We start from the raw sequence: 23,425 nt of genomic DNA on the forward strand, positions 1-23,425 counted from the left end.
TCGTCGATCGGTTCCACAAGCGACTCGGGTGCCGTGACAGGGCTTGTCCCGCTATCGCAACGTTGCCTCCAGGACAGAGAAAGGACTTGGGGTCGGCACCACTGCGTCCACGTTGAACCGGGCGGTTGCGAGCAATCGTCGATACTGTTCCTCGGTCCGTTCCTGACCCCCGAGGATGGCGAGCATCGTAACGTCCATGGCCTTGATCGGATGTGCTTGGTCGCCGTCGGGCACGATGCCTTCGACGACCACCAGACGCGCGCCCGGACGTGCCGCCCGAGCGATCGTGGTGAGGATGCGCTGGGCGTCAGAGTCATTCCAGTCGTGCAGTACCCAGCCCAGCAGGTAGATATCAGCAGTCGGCACCGCCTCGAAGAAGCTGCCACCGACCAGTTCGATCCGATCGCCGGGGCCGGATGCGGGCATAGCCGCCCGGATGCCGTCGACGACTTCGGGCAGGTCGAACAGGATTCCTCGGCGATGTTCGTTTTCCGGTCTCGAAAGAAGATCGATCAGCACATGACCGCTTCCTCCGCCGATATCCGCGATGACTTCGCCAGCCGGAAGCCGATAGTTGTCGAATATCCCTTTGCGCAGGGTCTTCATGAAGGTGGCCATCGCTCCCTGGAAGAGCGCGGTGCGGGCCGGGTCGGCGGAGATCCATTCGAAGTAAGGGACTCCATAGAACTTCGATGCCGCCGACTGTCCTGTACGAAGCGTGTGCTCCAGCTCGCTGAATGGGAGGTAATGCAGATTCTTGGCGCCGATCGCGATGCCGTGCAGGGAACGCGGGTGGTCCACGGACAGAGTCGAGCCCAGCTCTGTCAAACTCACTCGATCTCCGCTGAGGTGAAAGACGCCGTGTGTGACCAGTAGACGCACCAGCCGCGCCAAGGCGTCGTGGTCGACCCCAGCTCTCTCCGCCAGATCTTTGAGGGTCAGCGTTCCGGCCCGATCGAGAACTGTGGGGATCTCCGTCGCGGCCACGGCGAACAGTGCTTGCGAAAGCTCATACCCGGTGAGCATCTGCTGCATCGCCGCGAGGTGGTCGACGGAATGAGGCTGGGGACCCTCGGTCACCTGGCGTCCTCTCGTAGAGCGGTCAACTGGTCGTCGAACATCGATTCGGGTTCCGGGCGCACCCAACCACCCGGAGAGGTCTGCGTGCTCGGCCACCCGACGGCGTCCGGGAGCAGACAGTTCAGCTGCGCTCTCGGTACCGGGTGAACCGGTGTTCCGCTGCGCTGAACCTGTCGGCACGCGCCACTGCCCGCATGCTCGATCCCTTCGATGTCGTCGCACGATCATCGAATACCGTCCGCGATATAACTTCAAATGCATGTCACGTATAACTAACATTACTTCGATGCATATTGACTTGAACCTTCTCCGTACCCTCGATGTCCTGCTCGATGAGGGCAGCGTCGGCGCGGCCGCCGAGCGACTGCACCTGTCGCAGCCGGCCATGAGCCGCGCGCTCGCCCGCATTCGCCGGGCGACCGGCGATGAGATCCTGGTGCGATCGGGTCGCGGCATGGTGGCGACGCCCTACGCGGAAGGCGTCCGCGCCGAGGTCCATGCACTCGTGCAGAGGGCGCAGTTGATGCTGCAGCCCGTCGTCGACCTCGACCTGCGGACGGTCGAGCGCACGTACACGTTGCAGTGCAACGACGCCCTGAGCGAGGTACTCGCGCCACGCCTGGCTCGTACGCTCGCCGATGAGGCCGCGACGCTGCGGCTGCGATTCCTGGCCGAACCCAGTTCGACCTCCGACGACCTGCGCCGTGGACACGTCGACCTGCGGGTCAGCTCCGACCTCGCGGAATCGTCGGACCTGCGATCGTCGACGCTCGCGCATGACCGGCTGGTCGCCGTCGTCCGAGACGGGCACCCACAACCCGATGCCCTCGACACGGCCGCCGGGTTCGTACGCTTGGACCATGTCATCGTGTCGCGTCGTGGTCGATTGCGAGACCCGGTCGACGAGGCACTGGAGGCGGACGGCCTGCGCCGGCGCGTGTTGCTCACTGTCGCGACCGCGACGACAGCCGTCCAGGTCGTCTCCGCAAGCGATCTGGTGGTCCTGCTGCCCAGCCGCATGCTGGCCACACAGATGGCGGCCCACCGACTCGTCTCCAGACCGCTGCCCGTCGACGTACCAGATGTTCCGATCGTGATGACGTGGCACCGGCGACACGATCGCGACCCGGCACACCGCTGGCTGCGCGACCACGTCCGGGCCATCCTGGCAGAACGGTCGGCCTAGCCTGGGCGAAAGGTAGGAGGAACCGGGTCTGGGTGAGGCGTTCCGAGACGGCCCGGAGCTCTTGCGCGGGGTCGTCGTACAAGGCCACGCCGGACCGTTGTATCCCGAACAGGCGGGGGCCACTAAGGCTGGCTGCGGGGACGTGGCCAGCAGGGCGGGCCGGGCGCCGTCGCGCGAGTTCTGGGCGATCAGACGGTCCGCCGCCCGGCACCCTACCGAGCAGGGGCCAGCTGATCTCCTCGGTCGCCGAACCCGGGGAGCGCAACGGTACCGTCCACATAGGTGGGTGTCGGCAGCGACCTCGACAGCACCGTGGGGCGCCGGTACAGTCGCGGCGCTCTCGCTCGAGAGGACGGTGGCGTCGCGGATCAGCGGCTGGGCGACCTTTCTGCAGGGTTCGGATGACGAGATCATCGAAAGGCCGTGAGTCAGGTGGGACACGACATGCCGGATGCGGATCCCGGTGCGGCGCTGGCTGCGATCGGCGCGCTGGGACTGGCCGGTGAGCAGGCCGCGCTGATCCGGGGCGCGCTGGCCTCGGGTTTCCTGGCGCGATGCCGCACACCTGTCACCATCGCCGAACTGACCGAACTGACCGGGCTGCCGCTGACCCGCGAGTTGTGCGTCGCGCTGGCCGCCGCCGGCGTCCTGCAGGACCGCGACGACACATACCAGCTCAGCGAGGTGTACGCGGGAATCTTCACCGCAGGGGCCGACAGCTCGGCGCTGCGCGCGCTGACCGGCGCCGCGGTCCGCGAGAGGCTTGTGGACAGCTACTTCCGCTCGGTGACCGCCGACAGCTACTGGCGGGTGACCGACGCCGACCGGGCCGCCCTCGCCGCCGCCACGTCGGTCGATCCGGCCACCGACCGCGGGCGCGGTGTCCTTGGCGCGCAGATCGAGGCGTTCCCCGAGGTACACGATCTGCTGCGCGGCGGCGCCCGTTACCTGGAACTGGGCTGTGGCCTCAGCGGGGCGGTGCTGTCCCTACTACAGCTGTACCCGAAGGTGACTGCGGTGGGCGTCGACCTGGCCGCCGATCTCGTGGCACGCGCACGCTCACAGGCGCAATCCCTCGGGGTGACCGACCGGATCCGGTTCGTTGTCGGTGACGCCGCCGACTACGTCGACGAGGAACCGTTCGACGTGGCCTTCTGGAGCCAGTTCTACTACCCGGAGCACACCAGGGCGGCCACGCTGGCCAACGCCTACGCCCGGCTGCGCCCGGGTGGCCTGCTGGCCGCCCCCGCGTTGATCGCCGACGAGACACAGCGCTCCGACCCGGCCACGACGCTCAGGACGCTGATGGTCCGCGCCTGGGATGTCCCCGCGCGCACGGCCGCGCAACTCGGCGCCGAACTGACGGCGGCCGGGTTCGCCGACGTAACGACAGGCAACGGCCCAGGCGGCACGACCGTCGTCGGCCGTCGCCCCTGACACGCCACGTCGTGCCCGCAGGATCACCCATGGCAGGCGTCCACCTGGGCCACCGGCAGGCCCGCAGAGAGTCTGCGCCGGGGCGATGAGCAACCGATCAGCGTTCGGCAACCGGGCCGGGATGAGGGGTAGCGTGTCTGGTTTCCCGATCTCCGAGATCGTCAGTGAGCGGCTGGCCCTCGGGCCGGTCGAGGAGCGCGACGCGGCCGAGGTGCACGCGACGTGGCAGGACGGGTTGTTCGTCCGGTGGGCGCCGGTGGGGTATCCGTACGCGGGTGCCGACCTACCGACCGCGATCGAGTGGTGCACGACCGGTGCCGCGATCCGGCGGGAGGATCCGGGCCGGGCCGAGTTCGCGTTGCGGCCGCGTGGCGCGGACCGGATGGCAGGGCTGGCCGGGCTGTTCGACACCGACTGGGACAACGGGATCACCGAGATCCATTACTGGACCGCGCCGTGGGCGCGCGGTAAGGGATACGCGGCGGAGGGCGTCCGGGCGATGGCGGAGTGGGCGCTGCGAGAGGTGGGCCTGGAACGGGTGCTCCTGCGCGCGGCGGTCGGCAACGCACCGTCGCTGCGGGTGGCGGAAACGGCCGGCTTTCGCGCCGAAGGGCTACTGCGGAGCGCAGCGGTCCTACGCGACGGCGGGCGCACCGACCACGCGGTCTACGGCCTCATCCGGGCCGATCTCGGCGCGGCGGCGTACAAGTGACTCAGAATCTTTAGAGATCTTTAGCGACACCGTGAGCGCCGGCCGCTCCCCGATCAGCCGGTCCACGCCGTAGAGCATCATCCGCCGGTAGTCGCCGATGATCCGTCCGCGCCGTTCGCGAGCCCGGTGACGATGTGTGAACGAGGAGCTTTCAACACCATCCGGGGTACGCGTCGTGTCCCCGCCTGCGCCGTCACCTCCGGCTCCCATCACCGTTCTCAGCCGGCGTGGTCCCGGGCGGAGCCGAGTCAGCCGGCGCCGGGTCGCTGGGCTGCCCGCAGTTCCGCGTTGCGTGCCGCCGTCGCCTCGACCACGTCGGTGAGCAGCTGTTCTGTCCGGCCCAGGGTGTCGTCGTCGTAGCCGTCCAGCACCCGGTCGACGCGCTCGCCGGTCGGGACGAAGAACGCCACGGTCCGGGTGTGGGCCTGCGGCGTCAGGCGCAGCCGGATCACCCGCCGGTCCGAGTCCTCCCGGCTGCGGGCGACGAGACCGGCGGCCTCCAGCCGATTCAGCAGGTTCGCCGTGGCGCCGGAGGTGAGGCCGATGCGGTCGGCCAGGCGGGCAGGAGAGAGCGGGCTCAGCGTGCTCTCGGCCCACAGGATCTCCGCGATAGCGACCGCGTCGTTCGGGTGCACGCCCAGCTCCCGTGCCAGGTTCCGGGTCAGCTCGACGTGGGCGTCCGTGTAGGAGCGCAGCAGGTGCAGCACCCTGGCCCGCCGGCCGGGCCTGAAGAGCGAGTCGGCCATGCGTGCACATTACTCGATCGTGTAGTAGCTTCATGAAAAAGTAGCTTCATAGAAAAGGTAAATCATGAAGGTGTTGATCACCGGCGGCAGCATCGCCGGACCCGCGGTAGCGCTCGGGCTGTCGCGGGCGGGGTTCTCCGTGACCCTGCTGGAGCGCGCCGCGCAGGCCCGCGATGCCGGGCAGAACGTCGACATCCGTGGCGCCGGCCATGAGGCCCTGCGACGCATGGGGCTGCGCGACGCGGTGGCCGGTGCGACCACCGGCGAGCTGGGGACCCGGTTCCTGCGCCCGGACGGCACCGTCTACGCCTCGATACCGGGACGGCCGGGCCGCGACGGGCCCACCGCGGAGCTGGAGATCCTGCGCGGGCAGCTCTCCCACCTGCTGCTACACGCCACAGCCGGCGAGGCCGAGCACCGATACGGCGACCACCTGGTCCAGGTGGACCAGGACGAGCACGGGGTCGACGTGGTCAGCGCGGCCGGCCGCCGGGAGCGTTACGACCTGCTGATGATCGCCGAGGGGCGCCGGTCCCGGACCCGCGATCTGGCCTTCACGTCGAAGGCCGGCTATCGGGACCTCGGTCAGTACGTCGCGTACGGCACGATCGACCGGGCCGGCACCGATGACCGGTGGTGGCGCTGGCTGACCGCCACCGGCAGCCGCGTCGCCTCGCTCCGGCCGGACAACGTGGGGACGATGCGGGCGGCGCTGGCGTTCCTGTCGCCGCCGCTGGGGCTGCACCGACTCGACGTCGAGGCCCAGATAGCGGTGCTGCGCGCGCGCTTCGCCGGGGTGGGCTGGGAGACCGGGCGCATCCTGGACGGCTTCGCCGCGCGGCCGGCGGAGTTCTACTTCGAGCGGGTCGAGCAGGTGCGCACGCCCCGCTGGTCCGAGGGCCGCGTCGCGATCGTCGGCGACACCGCGTGGGGCGCCCCGACCGGGATGGGCACCTCGCTGGCGCTGCTCGGGGCGTATGTGCTGGCGGGCGAGCTCGCCGTCGAGCGGGACCGCGGCGGCGCGTTCGACCCGGCCCGCGCGTTCCGCGCCTACGAGCAGCGGTTGCGGCCGCACGTCGAGAAGACGCAGCGGGTGCCGCCGGGCGTGCCCGCTGTGGCCCTGCCTAAGTCCCGCTGGGGCCTGGCGGTGCTGCAGGCCGCGCACCGCCTCGCCGCGAGCCGCGCGCTGAGCGGCCTCGCGGACCGCGCGCTGCCGTCCTCGGCGTCGGCCGGGCTCACCCTCCCCGACTATCCGCTGCCGTACTCGCGCTGATCAGCGCGGGTGGGCGAGCCGACTTCCACTCCTTCCACCGGTACGCCCCGCGCATCCGTTTCTTCCGCGTCGGTGCCGGTCCGCGGCGCTAGCCGTCACACACATCGGCGGTGACTTCGGGGCGCGCCTTCCTGCGGTCGTGCCGGTCCCGGTCGGGTCGGCCTCACCGGTTTCCCGGGGCGCGGACCGGCCGGGGGTGGCCGTCGCGGTGCGGTTGGGCCAGGCCGGCCAGAATGCGGTCCAAGCCGAACTGGAAATCCTCGTCGGTGTAGCCGATGGTGCCGGTGTTCGCCTGGTCCGCGAAGAGACGGCAGAACATGGGATACCGGTTCGGCGTCAGGACCGTGCCGAGAAACCCGAAGTAGTCGTCTGTCACTGCATCGCCGCCGTCCGCGATCCTCGGATCCAGCGTGAGGCGGGCCTGCTCGCGGACGTACCCGGAGATCAGGGTGACGGCGCGGAGCTGGTCGTGGGCACTCAGGGTGCTGTGCGACAGGGCCCTGAGCATGTGCTCGCCCCACAGTAGTTCGTTCGGTGTCCTCGGCGGGCCGGACGTGGGCACCTGCAGCACCCACGGATGCCGCCGGTATAGGTCGTAGATCTGCCAGGCGATGGCGGCCAGTGACTCGATCCACCGTCCGGGGTCGGGCGGCGGCATGTCGGGTGGTGGTGCGGCCGCGGCGTCGCGCATCACCACGATGAGGTCGTCTTTGGACCGGATGTGCCGATACAACGCGGTCGTCGCGGCGCCGAGGGCGGTGGCGACGCGAGCCAGTGACACGGCGGTCAGGCCTTCACGGTCGGCGATGTCGATGGCGGCCGCGACGATCCGGCCCAGGGCGAGAACCGGTCGCGGGCCGGGCTTGTGCCCGTTGCCGGGTTCGTCCGGGTGGGCCGCGTCGCTGGAGGCGCGCCAGGCCAGTTCGATGCCCGTCGGTGTGCCTACCCGGTGCTGTTCGCCCATCTCGGCCGTCTCCCTGTTGTCGCGGGGGGTGCGCCGGTAAGCCTATAATGGCGAAGTGCATTCACCACTACGGTGAACGGCGTGCGCCAATAATGGGCGGAGAGGCGGCTCTCATGGCTGACACGAAGGCGATGGCAGGCAGGCGGGAGTGGTTCGGCCTGGCTGTGCTGGTGATACCGACACTGCTGATCTCCATGGACATGACGGCGCTGTTCTTCGCCCTGCCCCACCTGAGTGCGGAACTCCAACCGAGCAGCGCCCAGCTGTTGTGGATCATGGATATCTACGCCTTCCTGCTGGCCGGGTCGATGATCACGATGGGTGCCCTGGGCGACCGGATCGGCAGGCGCAAGATGCTGATCATCGGCGGTGCGGCGTTCGGGGCCGCGTCGGCGCTCGCGGCGTACTCGACGAGCGCGGAGATGCTGATCGCGAGCCGCGCGGTTCTCGGTCTCGCGGGTGCCACGCTGGCGCCGTCCACGTTGTCGTTGATTCGCACCATGTTCCACAACGACCGGCAGCGGCGCACGGCCATCGCGGTGTGGACCGCCGGATTCTCAGGCGGCGCGGGACTGGGCCCACTGCTCGGCGGGGTGCTGCTGGAGCACTTCTGGTGGGGCTCGGTCTTCCTGATCAACGTGCCGGTGATGGTGCTGTTGGTGGTGCTCGCCCCCGTGCTGCTGCCGGAGTTCAAGGCGCCGAACCCCGGCCGGTTCGACCTGCTCAGCGCGGCGCTGTCGCTTGCGGCCGTCCTGCCGATCGTCTACGGCGTGAAGCTGATGGCCGAGGACGGTTTCGCGGCGCTGCCGGTCCTCGCGGCGCTGTTCGGCATCGTGACCGGCACGATCTTCGTGCGCCGCCAGCGCCGCCTGCCGGATCCGCTGATCGACGTGCGGCTGTTCGCCGGCCGCGCGTTCAGCACGGCCCTACTGGCGAATGTGTTCAGCATCTTCGCCCTGGTGGGCTTCGGCTTCTTCGGTACCCAGTACATGCAGCTGGTGATCGGCATGCGCCCGCTGACCGCCGGACTGTGGACATTACTGATCGCCCCCGCGATGGCGCTGTCCGTGACGGCGGGCACGATACTGGTCCGGCGAGTGCGCCCCGGCTACGTGGTCGCAGGCGCGATCGGGGTGATGGCAGCGGGCTTCGCCACCCTGACCCAGGTGTACGTGGAGGACTCCCTACTCGCCGTCGGCGTGGGCTACATCCTGCTGGTGGGCGGGTCGGGCGCGGTCGGCGCCCTGGCCGTCGACATGATCGTCGCAGCGGCCCCGCCCGAGTCGGCGGGTGCGGCCTCGGCGCTGTCGGAGACCGGTTCCGAGTTCGGTGGCGCCATGGGCATCGCGGTGCTGGGCAGTATCGGTGCGGCCGTCTACCACTCCCGAATGGACACCGCGGTACCCGCGCACCTCCCCGCCGACGCCGCCGAAGCCGCCGGCGACACCCTCGGCGGTGCCGTCGACATGGCGAAGTACCTGCCGGAACAGCTGAGTGGCCCGCTCCTGCAGGCCGCGCAGGAAGCCTTCACCGAAGGCATGCGGCTGGCCGCGACAGTCGGCACCGTGATCATGGCGGTGATCGCCGTGCTGGCCGCGATCATGTTGCGGCACCTACGCCCTGACGCCGGCCCTGACGCCGACGACCGGCCAGCGGAGCTTGCCGACGAACGCCAACCTAAAGACCACACGTCACCGTGGCCTCAGAGGTAGGCCTGGTCACTCCTCTGCCACCTCGGTCCAACACCGTCCCCCGCAACCACCTCACGACCGCGGGCGCCGGCGCGGCGGCCTCAGGATGGATCGCTGCGAACACGGCCGGTAGGCGAAGCCGCGCAGCTGAGGTAACTCTCAGCTACTTCATGCCCCAGCCCCAGAGCGAACTCGCCACGATTGAATACGCGTTCCTACCGCCCGGCCAGGCCTGCAGGGGTTTTCAGCGACCCGAGAAGAAAAGGCTCCGGGGTGGTCCGTCGCAGAGTGACCCGGTGACATCCTCGCCCACGCCGGTCAGGTCGTGCGTCAATGGCGTCACGTCGTCGGTACCAGTCGTGAAAACACTCCGGGGTACGGGATGGGACGTTGCCCGCGTACCCCCGGTGCCCTGGATCATTCACGCGGCTTCAGCGCCTCGCGCACCTCCTGGAGGTGGAGCCGGACCGGCACGGCGGCGACTCGCGCGGAGTCGCGCACCGCCGGAGCGCATCCGCCGGCCAGCTCACGGTCGATGAAGTCGAGCGACTGGACGTGCGCCTTCTCCTGGAGAGCCAGCCAGGCCGCGTCGAACTCGACGCCGTTCTTCGCCGCCACGGCGGCCAGGTCGTCGCGCTGCCTCTGGTTCGGCTTCGGCGGCATCGCGACCCCGTGGCGCTCCGCCAGGTCGGTGATCTTCTGGTCGAGCCAGGCGTGGTGTCGGATGAGCATGCCGGCGATGGTCCGCACCCCTTCGTTCGCCGACTCAGCGAGCGCGGCCTGGCCGGACGTCACCTCGGCGAGGTTACCCCGGTGCGCCCGGACCAGATATTTGGCGTCCTCCGCGCAGAACTCCTCGGACGCGGCGGCGGGTGAGGCCACGGCGAGCGCCAGGCCGGCGGAGAGCGCGGCGGCGGACAGCACAGCGGTGATACGCATAATTGATCTTCCCCCGTGTGGACGGCGCACTGTAACGGCGCCGTTCGTCCGCGCCGAGTACCCCTTTATCCGCAGGTCAAGCGCGGTCCGTGCCGCGAGCGGCGCGGTGCGCGGCCTCCCCTTGGGGTCGGGCGCACCGCTTCGATGCCCCTGCGGGCCGAGTCGCCGCGACCTGCCGGTCCTCGTGCCGCTCGCCGGGGGCGTCGGCGCCCCGGGCGTTACCGTGCTGTCGCTACGGCTCGCCTTCCACTGCGGTAATTGTCAACAGACGCACCACGAATGGTCGGCAGGACGGCTGGTCTCCCGAACGCCTGCGTCGTTCCAGGCGATAACGGGCTCGGTTCGTTCTCCGGCCGTCTCAGAGTAGACAACCTGGTAGCGGCGACCATGGCGCCGGCTGGCGCGTCCGGGTCCGGGTCGTCGGTCGATCGTCGAGCGCGCCGCCGCCGCGAACACCCCGTCATGACGGCGGAGCACGCGCACACCAGCTCGGTTCGGTACGGAGCGGGACCACAGTCCGTAGCCCGCGAGGTCAGGAGCCAGGTGTGAAATCGTCGGCTTCCCGGCCTCGCCGTGCGCTCCCGTTCTGGGCCTGGTGCGTCGTCGCACTGTTCGGCACCGGCTTGTACACCGTCACCGTTCCCCTCACCACCGCCGTGTACGAGCTGGATCTCGCCGTCGCCTTCGCCATCGCCACGGTCCAGTGCGGCTCCCTCGTCCTCGCGGTGGTTCGGGCCCGGACAGCGGCGCTGGTGCACCTGGCGTCGATCGCGGCGTGGTGATCGCCACCCGTGACTCGGCCGGTGGTCCCTGGCCGTTGCCGATCACCAAGCTGGTCTCCCCTGGGCGGCCTGATCGTCCTGCTCGGCGTCCGGGAGCGGTGGACGGTGTCGTTCGGCGTCTGGTGGTCGAGCGTCGCACTCCTCGTCGCGCTCATCGGCACGTCGCCGCAGCGATACGCAGACCCGGACCAGTGGGGTACGAACCTGACCGTCTACGCCAGCTACACGGCCACCGTGCTGGCGGCGGCGATCGCCGTCGGGCAGCGGAGCCGGATCCGGGCCGACCTCGCGGAGGCGCGGCGAGACATCGAGCTCGAACAGGCGCAGCGGCTGCACATGGAGGAACGCGCCCGCATCGCGCGAGTTGCACGACGTCGTCGCGCACAGCATGTCGCTGGTCCACATGCAGGCGATGTCGGCGCCGATCCGGCTGAGAGGGGCGAGCGCGTCGACGGTGAACGGCGAGTTCCAGGAGATCGCCCGGTCCGCGCGCACGGCGCTGGCGGAGATGCGGCGGCTGCTGGGCGTGCTGCGGTCCGACGACGCCGAACTGCTGCCCCAGCCCCGACTGAGCGATGTCCACGAGCTGGTCGCGGCCGTCTCCAGGGCGGAGATCCCGATCCGCGCGACCATCGCTGCCGAGGCGGATCTGGCGAGTCCCGTGGTCCAGTTGACGACCTACCGCATCGTGCGGGAGGCGCTGAGCAACGTGATCCGCCACGCACCCACCGCCGTCGTCATCCCGCCCTCATCCCCAAGGTCCCGGCTGCACGCAGAGCGGCGCGCCGTCATTTGTCACCGACGGCGAGACCGACGTGTGCAGCGTGAGGACCGACAACCGTCCGAGTCTTTCGGCGAGAGGTCGACGCGGGGTCAAGCCCTCAGGCGCGGTTGCGAGTCCTTCTCATGGCTGACCTCGAGGTCAGACGGCAGGCGGTCCATCCGCCGGCTCGCCGGGGGTGGTAACACGGATTCCGGCTACCGGCCCACGTATGTCGTACCCGGATCAGCCGATCGGGGCGGGTACCTCAGGATGGTGCCGGAACTTCACGCCGTTGACCATCACCTCGAGGCCGCGCGGGCAGGTGTGGGGTTGCCCGGTCGCGTCGGTGCGAGAGACGAACGTGATCGTGATCCCGCCGTCCCGCAGGCTGCGGAAATCGACCTGCTCCACTCGCCCGGCCAGCGTGAGCGTGGTGGCCGCCCGACGCAGCCGGTCCACCTCCACGGTCGCGGTCACGCCGTCGGGGGTGAGGGTCTCCACGGCACCGCTCATCGTCGGCCGGGACCTCAGTGCCCGCAGCACCACCACGACGAACACACTGGCCAACAGCACCGCTACCACCAGCCAGAAAGCGCCCGGCAGGCCGCGGCGGCCGCTGCCCTCGACCGGTGCGGCGCCGTCGGCCAGCGACAGCTGCGCCCGCTGGGCGAGGCCGCCGCCGGCCATCGCCAGGTAGGGCGAGCTGAGCCTGGCGGTTAGCGTCAGTGTGCCGGTCACCGAGACCTCGTCGGTCTGCACCGCGCCGCTGGCGGCCGGCCACTCGACGGTCATGGTCGCCTCCAGCGGCCGGTCCGGCTCGATCCGGCCGCCGCCGGTCTCGGCCGTCGCCGGTAACTGCCGGGGGTTGGCGCCAGTGCGGTCTGTGATCACCACGTCGAGCACCCCGGTCAGTTCCTCGACCACGATCGGGGCGACGCCGGTGGTGCCAAGCGTGATCTCGACCTCGGCCCGGTCGTCTGTCGGGTCGAATCGCAGCGGGCGGCCCGACCAGCCGACGGTGACCTGTCTGGTCAGCTCGCCGCGATCCTCCAGCACCCGCTGGGCCTTGCGGGCGCGCGCCGCGTCCTTGGTCTGCCGCAGGTCAGCGGGGGTCTGGGCGCTGGTCGGCTCGAATGTCTGGGCCCCGGCGAACGCCTCGCCCAGCACCGACTGCGGGGTGATCTCGGGGCAGTACTTGCCGTCGACCGCCACCGGCAGCGCGTACGCGTTGATCGGGCGGGCCTTGGCGAGCAGGTCGGCGCGCTCACGCAGGCCGGTCCACCGCTCCGTATCGCCGAGTTCGCAGCGGGCGTTGCCTGGCACGTCCGGGTCGCCGTCGGTGAGCAGCAGCACGGTACCGACCCGGTCGGTGTCGGTACCGAGCAGATCTACGGCCCAATCCAGTACCTCATAGAAGTCAGTGGCGCTGGAGGTGGCGGCGGGCAGGCCTTCGATGGCGGCGGTGGCCTCCGGCGAGCGCGCGGGCAGCCAGGGCGCGGGCGGGCGCGGCGCGTCGTCGAACTGCACGATCGCAATCCGGTCGTCGTCGTCGAGGGATGCGGTGAGGGCCTTGATGCTCGCCTTCAGGCTGTCGTACGAGGAGTCCATCGAGCCTGACTTGTCCACCAGGAAGAGGAAGTCGGCGGCGACGTCGGTGATGCCGAGCCGGGTGTACATGTCGACCCGGTCGTCGGCGCGGACCGGGATCGCGGAGGCGGCGACCAGCGAGATTGTGGCGGTCGCGGCCAAGGCCGCGACGAGGCGGCGGAGCACGGTCATGACGGGGCCTCCTGGTCCGGGGTGGGGGGTGGGACGCGGTGGCGGTGGCCCGATTCCGGGTCACCGGTGTGCAGAACAACGTCGAGACCGGTCTCGTCGAGCCGCACCGCCAGGCGGTAGTCGCCCGCGTGCAGGCCGTCGTGCAGGGGCAGGTGGCGCATCCGGCCGCCGACCCGCACCGGCAGGCCGGAAGTGCTGATGTCGACCCGGACGGGACCGGCTGCGACCGGTACGGTTTCACCGGCTCGCAGGGTGAATGGGGCCGCCGCCGGGAGCCACTCGTTGTGCGGCTGGCCGGCGGCCCAGCGATGGGCGCCGATCTCGACCGGCTCGGCCAGCACGTCGACGACCGGGGCGGTGCCCTCGGCGATCAGGGCGGCCCCCTCGGCGATCAGGCCGACACCTTCGGCGGCCGGGCCCGGCCCGGGTGCTGCGGACGCCTCCGGGCCGGGCCGCGTCAGCTCGGCGACCGGGCCGAGATGCCGGGCCCGGACGGCGGCCAGCACCATCTCGCCGAACGCGGCCACCTCCTCGGGCGCCCCGGTCAGCAGGACACCGAGTACGCCGTCCGGCGCGCCGACGCCGGTCAGCGCGCGGGCGACGACCGCGTCCACGTCGGCCCCGGTCGCCGTGACGGCGGGCCGGAGCAGGCCACCGGCGGTGTCGAACCGGGTCAGCTCCGCCGGCTCGGTCCCGAGGTCGGCGACCAGTATCGTCTGCTCCTGCGCCCGGGGGTTGCGGTGGATCACGTGGGCGAGGGCTGCGGTGGCCCTCCCGACCACCCGGGTGACCGGCAGGCGGCAGTGCGCGGCGCAGATCCGGCGGAGCCGGTCGGTCGAGTCCCGGCCAGGGGCGCCGGGCAGCAGCCAGCCGTGCGGGACCGTGAGGACCACATCGGTGAGATCATCGTCCACCCCGGCGAAGATCAGCCCAAAGAACGCCTCCACCAGTTCCTCCACCGGCCGACCGAGCGGCGGGGCGCCGGTGCCGTGTAGCGCCCGCTGCAGATCGGTGCCGGTGACGACCACATCATCGGGGTGCGGGTACCGGGCGGGACCGAGCAGCACACTCTCATCCCGGCAGGTCAGGACGGACAGGACGGTGACCGGTGATTGCGGTCCGGAGTGAACGACGCGGGTGTGCCTGGCACCCCAGTCGACACCGGCGGTGGTCATCGCTCCTCCTCCCCCAGCACCCGGGCCGCGATCAGCACACTGGCGAGGGTCAGGGCGAGCACGATCACAAGGATTGGGCCGGGCCCGAGGGCCTCCCACGTCAGAAACACGACCACCGCGGCAACGATCACGAGCAGGACGATCAGCAGGTCGAGGGCTTGCGGCCGGTACCGCACACGGCGCCGAGCCGCACGCTCCTCGGCGCGCGCCGGGGGGAAGCGTGCCGGTCGGGGCCGTGCGTCGGTGCGGACCGGTGCGGGCGACGCCTCGGTGCGGGGCTCGGGCATCTCCTGCCGCCCACGTCCTCTGCCCTGCCACCGGCCGATGCGGATCTGTGGGAAGCGACGCCGCTGCGGCCCGGGCTCGGCGACCGCACCCGGCTCACCGGCGAAGGCGCCGACGCGGGTCCACAACCGCCGCCGTTTCTCCAGAACGGCCTGTTCCTTGTCGATCTGGCGCAGTGTCGTCCGGCTCAGCCCTCGCACCGAGGCGAGATAGCGGTCCCGCTCCCGATCCGGCAACGTCTGGGCGAGGAACGCCACCGTGCTGGTCAGCCGGTCCGTCTCCGGCGTCGCGGACGGCAGCCGCCCGGCCAGTGCCTCGGTCAGCTCCCACCACAGCCGGTTCCAGTGCCGCCACCGGAGCAGCAGGGTGGCGATCTCCCCCGACGCGCAGGCCAGCATTCGGGCCCGGTCGAGCGGTAGGGCGAACCGGCCCGGTTCGGCCCCCTGGTCGGCGGCCCGGCTGAGGTCGCGCAGGACGCGCCGCTTCTCGACGCGCGGAGCCTTCGCCGTCATCCGCTCCCATACCTTGGTCTCGGGGCTCTCGGGATCCTCCGAGAGCCGATCGGTGAGCTCCGGTCGCGCATCCACGGCATGGATACCCCGGTCGGCGAGGTCATCGAGGCCGAAGCCCTGTTCCTGCCGCAGTAGCTCCAGCAGCCGTAGCGCGTCGGCGGTGCCGTCGTGCCCGGAGATGTGGTCACCGAGTCGTTCGAGGACGGTATTCGCCCACCTGGGCTGGGCACCGGCCTGTACGGCGATGCCGCGCGCATAACCGGCGTCGGTGGCGAACGGCGAGCCTTTCCGCAGCCCGGGCGCGCTGATGCCGCCGGCACACAGCAGCACGAAGTCGATCGTGCCGCGGGCGTACGCGTACTCCGTCTCGATCCCGGCCAGCCAGTCGGCGGCGACCGCCCGTCCGTCCACTGTGTCCAGCCCGGCGATCAGCATCGGCGCAAGGCCGGGTAAGAGGTCGGCGAGCGCGCGGCGGTCTTCGGCGATCCGGCCGGCGCGCTCCACCCAGGCCGGTTCGGCCCGGCAGTGGTCCGGCACCGGCCCGGAGTTCAGGGCCGCCAGCAGCAGCTTCACCCAGTCGGGCGTGCCCGGGCCGTCGAGCCAGGACAGCCACGCGAGGAGCCCGCCGGTGTCGTCCGGCAAAAGCTCGCGGACCGTCCCGGCGTGCGCGGGGTCGAGCAGCCGGGCCCGGGTGCGCACCGCCTCGCCAGGACCGGGCGCTCCGGCGAGCCGCAGCAAGTCGAGGGCGGCTATGGCCGCGGCGGAATCGGCCAGCACCAGGTCGAACAGCTCGTCGGTGAGTCGCAGGTGCTGGGCCAGCCGCACCACGGCCCGCTGCCAGGCGGCCGGGCGCGGCCGGGCCGCCGCCGCAGCCAGCTCGGCGAGCGCGGCGGGCAGCCAATGACGCTGGACCCGGGGCAGGTCATCGACCCCGCCGTGGTGCAGCAGGAAGCGCAGGTATGCCAGGTGCGGCCCGGGTGGAAGCCGGTCGGCCAGCGAAGCGGAGTCGACCAGCCGTCGCACCTCGGCCGGATCCACCGGCTCTCCCTGGGCGAGCAGTGTGCCGACCTCGTGCAGCCGGTCGAGCATGCCGAGGTAGGCGGTGGCCTGCCGGGCGGCCCCGGAGCCGAGCTCAGCTGGGACGACCGCGTCTCCGCGGGCCAGGTGCCTCAGCACCGCCGCGTCGCCGTAGTGCGCGCGCATCTGCAGCAGCACGTCGAAGTAGCCGCGTACCGCTTCATTGCCCTCGAGGTCGGGCTGGCCGCCGAAGGGCACGGCGCTGGTCCCGGCGGGCGCGGCGGCGGCGAAGGCGAGGTTGAACGGATCCGGGTCCGGTGCGTCCAGCCAGGTGCACATCCAGATCGACGGGCGCAGACCGGCCGGCAGCAGCGTGGCAGCCGCGGACAGGCAGCGCAGCCGGGTGAACCAGTCGAGCGGCTCACCGTCAGCGGCGGTGATCCGCACCGGGCGGCGCAGGGCGAGCGCTGCGGTGGCCCCCAGGAAGTCGAACCAGCCGTCCTCCAGCCAGTCGTCGGCGGTGCCGGGACCGCCGGGCAGCCGCAGCGCAGGCAGTGAGGCGGTACGGTCGGCACGCAGCACCTGCCAGGCCGTGCGCGCGTACTCGGCGACCGCGAGATGCGGGACTGGGGCGGGCAGGATCAACCGGAGATAGAGCACCGCCACGGCGGCACGGCCGACGCCGTCGCTGTGCCCGGCCCAGTCCCACCACAGCACCGTCACCTCGTGGTGGCCGGGCGGGATCGGCGTACCGCGGTGGTCCTGCACGATGGCCACCCAGGGTAGCGCCCGCAGTGGGGAGCTCGGATGCTCCGGTGGCGAGGCCAGCCGAAACCGCTCCAGGTCGGCCTCGACACCCGGCAGCTCATCCCGGGTCGCGTTTCCGGCCAGCACCGCGTAGTCGGCGCGGCTGCCGGCGTCCTTGCTCCACCACGCCCAGACGACTCGTCCGGTGTCGGTCGTCATCGCCGGCGCTCCCGCATGATCGACTCGTACAGACCGATCACGATCTCCCAGACGTTGAGCGGCATCTGGCGCTTGATGTGCGGCTTCCCGTTGCGCTGGATGACGTTGAGGAACGTGCCCTCGTCGAAGTCGTGGCCCGGCTCGATGTAGAAGCCGACCGCGGACACGACGTGGTAGTCGACCCGGTTTTCGTCGAACCGAGTGAGAAGGTTGGGGATCTGGAAGTCCCCGGGACCGGCGCTGCGGTCGCACAGGTCGGTGAAGAAGCGACGGGCGCCGTCACCGCTGGGCACGAAGGGCGGGCCGGTCGGCTCCCGGTCGACCACCCCCAGTTCCTTGGCCCGCGCGTAGACCGCGGGGTCGTCGAACTTGGAGACGCAGACCGCGAGATGCTGGGTGAGCCGGGGACTACCGCCGTCGTTGACCCGGTGGCTGGCCAGGTCGGGCAGCATACGGAAGAGGTACGCCATCGTGCTGTCCAGCTCCTTGTCACCGACCACGGGTAGCGGCTGCAACATCAGCGTCGGGTCGATCATCAGCAGCAGTCCGTCCGCATCGTTGATCTCCCGCAGCATCTCCTCGGCTGGTCGCAAAGAGTGGCTGCCGGGGCGGTCCACGATGGTCAGGTCGAAGGACTCCTCCCGGCGCGGCGCGGGCAGAGGCGTACCTGAGAGGAGCCGGCGGCGGGGTGGCGGCGGCGCCTGCGGATAGCGGCCCTGGATGCGCCACGTCTCGGCGGCTCGGCGGGTGGAGGCGGCCGGAAACTCGCCCCGCATCGCATGCCTGCGCAGGTCGGAGTCCAGCGTCTCCCCCGCGCCGTCGCCGCCGACCCGGGTGGCGGTCCACTCGCCGTGCCGCTCTCGGTTCGGCTGCCCGGTCAGCAGTCCTTGAAGGAACGTCGTCTTGCCAGCGCTGGCAGGTCCGAAGAGCGCGATCTTGATGCCGTTCCGGGACGGCCCCGGCCGCCCCGCGGGTGGCTCCCGGCCGGGCATCGGGATCGCCCCCCGGGGCTGCGCTGATACCGGGTTCGCCGGCACGTCCTCGGTGCTCTCGTCGGCGTACCGGGTGTTCCTCACCGGCTCCTGCATGGGTGTCCTCCTCGCATCACGGCCGCGGCTGCTCGGCCAGCGCCAGCCGCAGCGGCTCGGTGCTGCTCGGGGCCAGCGACGTGCGCAGCGCGCGCAGGCACGGCGCCACGTCGTCGAAGGCCGGTTCGTCGGAGATCGCCGCCCAGGCCCGCTTGGCCCACTCCAGGGCGGCCGGGTGCGCCCCGCTCCAGCCGGCCTCGGTCACGACCGGCAGGATCCGCACGCCAAGGTCGCCTTGCAGACCAGCGGCCGCGCGCCCCAGATCCTGGGTGCAGGCGGTCAGCCCCCAGTCCTGATGCGGCGGGTGCGGCAGTCGGGTCGCGAACGGCACCACCACGCGCCGTCCGCCCGGCCGCCAGCCGAGGCCGGTCACGGAGGTGAGCGCGTCCTCGAGCGGGGCCAGCAGGTCCTCGTACCCGGGAACCGGGTGAGCCTGGCCGAGCGCCCGTCGCGCCACCTCCGGGTCGCCGAACGGCAGCACGTCCAGCCGCAGAGTCTGGCCTGGGCGATGGTCGCCGTAGGTGATCACCGCGACCCGGGCCGGCGGGCCCAGCAGCCCTGCCTCACCCAGTCCCACCAGTAGCTCCCGGGCCTGCGCGAGCGGCCACTCGCCACCACCCAGCTCGACGGTCACGGCCAGGTCCAGCGGCTCATGCTCGGGGTCGGTAGCCCGCAGCAGAGTGGGCAGGGCTGCGGCGCGGTCCGGCCACGGCACGTCGTCGGTCACCGCGTCCCGGGCGATCAGCTTCACCCGGCCCGGTGTGTCCTGGCGGGCGGTGATCCGGACCGGCTCGCCGGGCGTGGTCCGCAGCCGGATGGCCGTGACCGCCGCACCGAGCCCAGCCGCGTGCGGCACGACCGGGATGAGCACCTCGCCGCCCGCACCGGGGCCGTAGACGACACGGTGCGCGGTGCGGTCGGTGTCCTCCTCGACCGGCTCCGGCGCAAGTAACGGATACCTGGCCAGGGTCAGGCCGCCGCCCGCCGTGCCGGGCGCCGCGAGCAGCAGGTCGTATCCCTCCGGTGGGGGCAGCCCGCGCAGCAGCGTCACGACGAGCCGGTGCAGCTGGGCCCGGTCGCCGAGCGCGGGCACGACGCCGACCGTGGTGAGCGCCCGCGCCGCGTCCGCCGCTGCCCGTTCCAGCAGCACCCAGCCGCGCGGGGCGGTGACCAGCAGCAGCGGCGGGCGGACCAGGCCGGTCAGCTCGCCGAGGGCGGCGCCCACCTGGGCGTCCCACTCCGGGCGGGAGATCGGACGCAGCTGCCCCACGCCACCGGCCAGCTGGAACAGTCGCGCGTCCGAGTCGGCCGAGAGCCGCGGGCAGATCTGCCGCCAGCCACGAGACCAGGCCGCCCGCAGTGCGGGACCACCCTCCTCGGTCTCCGACAGCCGCAACCCCTCGGGGGCGATCTCGACGATCGAGATCCGGTGGTACGGCTGGTCCCCGTGCAACCGCCGCGCGAGGTCCGGCAGCCCGGCCGTCGGCGTGTCACCGTCACCCGGCAGGACCGGCATCTGCGTGTCGCCGTGGCCGCTCGGGCGGGCCAGAGCGGCCAGCCGCCCGGTCCCGGCGGCAGGATGGGGCCCGGCCGCCGGTCCGGCCCGTCTCGCGGCGGCCAGGTCCCAGGCCCGGCCGGCCGCGGCCAGCTCGGCGGCGGCCGCGTCCAGGTCGGCCGGGGTGAGCCGGCCGAGCCGCAGCGGGCCCGCCAGGCGGCGGCCGCAAGTCCCGCAGTCGGCCCGGTCCGCGATTACATTTTCCCCGCATACGGGGCATATAACCCGGATCTGGGCAGGCGGAATCGCCAATCTGGCCCCCTTGAGAATGTGTGGACAGCCGTCCGACGTACGCAATCGTTCAGCGGGACGCAGCCGGAACACAACGCCTGACCGGATCCCCCGCCCCAGAAGGGGGTTGATCCCCACCCGGACCGGTCGGATCGGCGACACGGACCGACCGGCTGCGTCGGCGGCCGACGAATCGGCGTCGCGCGCCTGAACAGCCACATTCGACTCGCGCCTGCTCCGCGGCGGCCGGCCGGGAACCTACTGTGGGTCCCCGGCTAAGGAGGATCCGCGATGTCCCACTGGCACGACCACCTCTGCGGCGACCCCGCCAACGAGAAGTACCGGTACGAGATCATCGAACGCCTGGCCGGCGAGACCGGCCAGGCCCACGTCTACCTCGCCCGCCCCGCCCAGGGCCCGGCCGGCGACCGAGTCACCCTGCGCGTCTGGCGCAGCCCTCAGAACGGCCGGGACATCCAGCAGCACCTCGTCTCCTGGGAGAACGGCGACGCGATCTTGGCCCGGATCAGCGGTCACGTGCCGCACATCTGCCGGCGCCGCGACAGCTTCAGCGGATTCCTGCCCTGGCCACACGGCCAGGCCCCCACCGGCACGCGGGTCCCCATCCAGGTCCTCGAATATCTAGACGGCACCTCCCTCCGCGAGCGGCTGCGCACCGCCGGCGCTGAGCCGATCGACGGGCTGGCCGTACTCACCACGCTCGCCGAGGTGCTGGGCGTGTTCGCCCGCCCTGAAGTGCCCGGCCTCGGCGATGGCCCGCTGGTGCACCAGGACATCAAGGCCAGCAATGTGATCATCGGACCGAACAGCAGCACCACGCTGATCGACTTCACCAACGCGCGGGTCGCGGGCAAGATCACCGCAGTGGTGGGAACCGAGGGGCAGCGGGCCCCTGAGGTGGACAGAGGCCAAAAGCCAGGACTTCCGTACGACGTGCACGGCTTCGGCTCCATCGCCTACCACCTGATCACCCGGGCCGATCCGCGGGTCGCGTATCCGCCGCACGACCTGAACGTCGTACCCGGTTTACGTGATCACCCGAAGCTGCAGAGACACCTTCTGTTGCCGCTGAGCGCCGACCCGGTCGCCCGGCCCGTGGCGGCCGAGCTGCCGCGGTGGTCGGGCCGGCTGGCCGAGATCGTCCGGGAGGTCGGCTATCCCACGCCCGGGGTGCGGTGGGGCACCAGCGACACCGTCGCGGTGCGGCTGCCCGGGCTGCCGACGGCGCCCGTGCCGCCCACCCGGCCGCTCAGCACGACACCCACCGCCGCCACCGAGCCGCGACCCGCCGCCACCGAACCGGCCGACACCTTCGTAACCGCGGCCGACCTGCGCCGCCGAATTACGGCCCGGCCACTCGTGCCGGTGCCCCGTTCCCCCGGCGTGGCGCTGCTCGCCGTTCTCCCCGCGCCCCAGACCATCGACCGGACGCTCACCGAGCAGCAATCGCCACCGGACCCGCCGCCGCGATTCATCGCCAAGGTGGCGATCGTTGTTCCCGGGCCACCGCAGCCCACTGAGATGGACGTGACCACGCCCTATCCACCGACCCTGCCGGAGCGACTGCGTCCCTGGCAGGTCCGAGCCCGCGCCTTTCGGGATGGCATCACGGTGGCGCTGTTACCGCTGGTCGTGCTGGCTGTCTTCTGGGCGGTCTGGCAGGTCGCCGTCGCCTCGGACAACGCGGTCAACGGCGTGGCCTCACTGGCGGGGGTGATACTGCTGGCGGTGGTCTCCACCGTCCTGTCCCGGGTCGGCCTCGGCCATTTCGGCCGCCAGTTGCCCGGTCGGCGGGTACCCGGCTGGCTGTTGCACCTGCCAACCGGCGTCCTGCTGTCGCTGGCCGCCTTCTGGTACGCCTACCTGATCCTCTGGAGCTGAACGTGCGAGGCCCGTCACGGCCGGGAACCACGCCCGCGGGCTGCGGCATCCCACTCTCACCGCGGCAGCGCGGCCCTTCGGCTACGCCCTACTGGACCCGATGGCAGAGGCGATGCCGGTCCACTCCTCAAGGTGCGCGCCCGCAGCCCCGGCAGTCCGCCCTCAAGGGATCTGAGGAGCCGGAGGACACGCGGCGCGAGTCGCCGCGCTGCTGCTCTACGAGCCCGTACCGACCGGCTTGCGGTGGAACTCGCCCGAGGGCTGCCTCCCGGCCGAGGCCGGCCGTCGTGGCGTCACCAACGGCAGGGCGGGCATTAGGCTACGGGTGGCGCGGCGGGAACCGCGACATGTCCGGCGAAGAACGATGCCAGCCGTACATGAGCGTCGTCATTCGCGGCGAGCACCGACACGAACGCTCTCGCAGCCGGCTCAGCCGCGCGAACCGGCTCCATCACGTCAGGAATTCGACGCTCCGTGGAGATGCTCAGCAGGCCCGACGAGAACGGATACGCGGTCACCACGTGAACACCTCGATCGGCTGACACCGGACAACCGGCGCGACCGACCCGGCCCGCGCCACGCGCCTTACCAATCGACGCCAATACCACCTGATCGCCGCGGCGAACAGCAACTTCCCGATGCCGTAACGGCCCTTGACGAACCGGCTCTTCGTACACACTGCCCGCGGGCAGTGTGTACTTCACGAATTGAATCCGGGATGCTTTTCCCGTGACATTCTTATCCTCGCAGTATCGGGTCGATCTCGTCGTCGGTGGGCATCAGGTAACCCGCGCGAACAAGGACGTGAAGATACTCCGGATCCGACAGCGGAAGATCGCGTCCGAGACCGAGCGCATATGCCTTTTGGCGGGCCTCCTCAAGTCGGCGACGCACCGCTTCCGGGCCGATGCCGAGTTGCCTCGCCACCTGTTTGATGCGCAGCGGGACCGCCTGCCGCAGCGGGGGCCAGGCGAGCAGTTCCGCATAGAGCAGCCGGAGGGCCTGCTGCTGGGCGGCGGTCAGCGGCTGCGGGGGCGCGAGGGTTTCGGTGAGCCGGCTGGTCAGTTGCGGACGAGGCGCAGCGATGCTGAAGGCCGGATTGTCGAGCAGCACCAGATGACGCAGCGCCTGGTCACCCCGCACGGTGACCGTGATGCGCGGCCAGCGCAGCGCGACCTGTGGCTGGTGAGCCATCGGCGCCTGGCCCCAAAGCTGCATGTCGGCGCTGTGCCGGTTGGTGACGTCCACCTCCCATCCGTCGGGTCTCGCGGTGACCGTGACCGCGAGCCGGGAGATCTTGCCGTCCAACGGGTCGACACCGAGAGGGAGCTCCCCCTCCCTG

At 71.2% G+C, this 23,425-nt stretch carries 18 protein-coding genes and 1 pseudogene; 8 read left to right on the top strand and 11 right to left on the bottom strand.

The window, feature by feature from the left end; genetic code table 11:
* Positions 1–51: 51 nt before the first annotated feature.
* Complete coding sequence (locus tag ACIA8K_RS29110) at positions 52–1,080, bottom strand: methyltransferase (protein WP_396064858.1); 1,029 nt, start codon at positions 1,078–1,080, stop codon at positions 52–54.
* 286 nt (positions 1,081–1,366) lie between these two features.
* Between ACIA8K_RS29110 and ACIA8K_RS29115 the strand changes: the two genes are divergently transcribed.
* The 3 genes from ACIA8K_RS29115 to ACIA8K_RS29125 all read left to right on the top strand — a co-directional run bounded on the left by ACIA8K_RS29115 (position 1,367) and on the right by ACIA8K_RS29125 (position 4,415).
* Complete coding sequence (locus ACIA8K_RS29115; RefSeq protein WP_396064860.1) at positions 1,367–2,266, top strand: LysR family transcriptional regulator; 900 nt, start codon at positions 1,367–1,369, stop codon at positions 2,264–2,266.
* A 444-nt stretch (positions 2,267–2,710) separates the two neighbouring features.
* Positions 2,711–3,703, top strand: a complete 993-nt coding sequence (locus ACIA8K_RS29120) for an SAM-dependent methyltransferase (protein WP_396064862.1) — start codon at positions 2,711–2,713, stop codon at positions 3,701–3,703.
* A 133-nt stretch (positions 3,704–3,836) separates the two neighbouring features.
* Positions 3,837–4,415: a GNAT family N-acetyltransferase gene (locus tag ACIA8K_RS29125; RefSeq protein WP_396064864.1), complete on the top strand. Its 579-nt coding sequence runs from the start codon at positions 3,837–3,839 to the stop codon at positions 4,413–4,415.
* A 248-nt stretch (positions 4,416–4,663) separates the two neighbouring features.
* Here the strand turns inward: ACIA8K_RS29125 and ACIA8K_RS29130 are convergent, their stop codons facing one another.
* Positions 4,664–5,161 carry a MarR family winged helix-turn-helix transcriptional regulator gene (locus tag ACIA8K_RS29130; protein WP_396064866.1) on the bottom strand — a complete coding sequence of 166 codons (498 nt, stop codon included), beginning with the start codon at positions 5,159–5,161 and terminating at the stop codon, positions 4,664–4,666.
* 64 nt (positions 5,162–5,225) lie between these two features.
* On the opposite strand from ACIA8K_RS29130, the gene ACIA8K_RS29135 reads away from it, so the two are divergent.
* Positions 5,226–6,434, top strand: a complete 1,209-nt coding sequence (locus ACIA8K_RS29135) for an FAD-dependent monooxygenase (RefSeq protein WP_396064869.1) — start codon at positions 5,226–5,228, stop codon at positions 6,432–6,434.
* 163 nt (positions 6,435–6,597) lie between these two features.
* On the opposite strand, the gene ACIA8K_RS29140 is transcribed toward ACIA8K_RS29135, so the two are convergent.
* Positions 6,598–7,398, bottom strand: coding sequence for a TetR/AcrR family transcriptional regulator (locus ACIA8K_RS29140; RefSeq protein WP_396064871.1), 801 nt, complete (start codon positions 7,396–7,398; stop codon positions 6,598–6,600).
* 113 nt (positions 7,399–7,511) lie between these two features.
* On the opposite strand from ACIA8K_RS29140, the gene ACIA8K_RS29145 reads away from it, so the two are divergent.
* Positions 7,512–9,110: an MFS transporter gene (locus ACIA8K_RS29145; RefSeq protein WP_396064873.1), complete on the top strand. Its 1,599-nt coding sequence runs from the start codon at positions 7,512–7,514 to the stop codon at positions 9,108–9,110.
* 396 nt (positions 9,111–9,506) lie between these two features.
* Here ACIA8K_RS29145 and ACIA8K_RS29150 read toward each other — a convergent pair whose 3' ends face one another.
* Positions 9,507–10,028 carry a DUF4142 domain-containing protein gene (locus tag ACIA8K_RS29150; protein ID WP_396064875.1) on the bottom strand — a complete coding sequence of 174 codons (522 nt, stop codon included), beginning with the start codon at positions 10,026–10,028 and terminating at the stop codon, positions 9,507–9,509.
* A gap of 545 nt (positions 10,029–10,573) precedes the next feature.
* Here ACIA8K_RS29150 and ACIA8K_RS29155 point away from each other — a divergent pair.
* Positions 10,574–10,810, top strand: a complete 237-nt coding sequence (locus ACIA8K_RS29155) for a hypothetical protein (RefSeq protein WP_396064877.1) — start codon at positions 10,574–10,576, stop codon at positions 10,808–10,810.
* 412 nt (positions 10,811–11,222) lie between these two features.
* A pseudogene (locus ACIA8K_RS29160) lies at positions 11,223–11,294 on the top strand (hypothetical protein); the annotation flags it as partial.
* Positions 11,295–11,816: 522 nt separating this feature from the next.
* Here the strand turns inward: ACIA8K_RS29160 and ACIA8K_RS29165 are convergent.
* Genes ACIA8K_RS29165 through ACIA8K_RS29185 form a run of 5 tightly spaced genes read right to left on the bottom strand, consistent with a single transcriptional unit; the run spans position 11,817 to position 20,202 of the window.
* Positions 11,817–13,352: a vWA domain-containing protein gene (locus ACIA8K_RS29165; RefSeq protein WP_396064879.1), complete on the bottom strand. Its 1,536-nt coding sequence runs from the start codon at positions 13,350–13,352 to the stop codon at positions 11,817–11,819.
* Positions 13,349–14,527: a hypothetical protein gene (locus ACIA8K_RS29170; RefSeq protein ID WP_396064881.1), complete on the bottom strand. Its 1,179-nt coding sequence runs from the start codon at positions 14,525–14,527 to the stop codon at positions 13,349–13,351. The genes ACIA8K_RS29165 and ACIA8K_RS29170 overlap by 4 nt, the downstream gene beginning before the upstream one ends.
* A complete protein-coding gene (locus ACIA8K_RS29175; protein ID WP_396064883.1) occupies positions 14,524–17,307 on the bottom strand; it encodes a hypothetical protein in 2,784 nt (927 codons plus the stop codon). The genes ACIA8K_RS29170 and ACIA8K_RS29175 overlap by 4 nt, the downstream gene beginning before the upstream one ends.
* The gene (locus tag ACIA8K_RS29180) at positions 17,304–18,395 is read right to left on the bottom strand and encodes a hypothetical protein (protein WP_396064885.1); all 1,092 of its coding nucleotides are present in this window, start codon (positions 18,393–18,395) and stop codon (positions 17,304–17,306) included. The genes ACIA8K_RS29175 and ACIA8K_RS29180 overlap by 4 nt, the downstream gene beginning before the upstream one ends.
* Before the next feature lie 16 nt (positions 18,396–18,411).
* The gene (locus ACIA8K_RS29185) at positions 18,412–20,202 is read right to left on the bottom strand and encodes a hypothetical protein (RefSeq protein WP_396064887.1); all 1,791 of its coding nucleotides are present in this window, start codon (positions 20,200–20,202) and stop codon (positions 18,412–18,414) included.
* Between the two features lie 270 nt (positions 20,203–20,472).
* On the opposite strand from ACIA8K_RS29185, the gene ACIA8K_RS29190 reads away from it, so the two are divergent.
* The gene (locus ACIA8K_RS29190; RefSeq protein ID WP_396064889.1) at positions 20,473–22,083 is read left to right on the top strand and encodes a hypothetical protein; all 1,611 of its coding nucleotides are present in this window, start codon (positions 20,473–20,475) and stop codon (positions 22,081–22,083) included.
* A 314-nt stretch (positions 22,084–22,397) separates the two neighbouring features.
* On the opposite strand, the gene ACIA8K_RS29195 is transcribed toward ACIA8K_RS29190, so the two are convergent.
* Together ACIA8K_RS29195 and ACIA8K_RS29200 are read right to left on the bottom strand one after the other, a co-directional pair.
* A complete protein-coding gene (locus tag ACIA8K_RS29195) occupies positions 22,398–22,787 on the bottom strand; it encodes a hypothetical protein (RefSeq protein WP_396064891.1) in 390 nt (129 codons plus the stop codon).
* A 34-nt stretch (positions 22,788–22,821) separates the two neighbouring features.
* Complete coding sequence (locus tag ACIA8K_RS29200; RefSeq protein ID WP_396064893.1) at positions 22,822–23,391, bottom strand: hypothetical protein; 570 nt, start codon at positions 23,389–23,391, stop codon at positions 22,822–22,824.
* Between the last annotated feature and the right edge of the window lie 34 nt (positions 23,392–23,425).

Source organism: Catenuloplanes sp. NPDC051500, from assembly GCF_044454585.1.
Lineage (GTDB): Bacteria > Actinomycetota > Actinomycetes > Mycobacteriales > Micromonosporaceae > Catenuloplanes.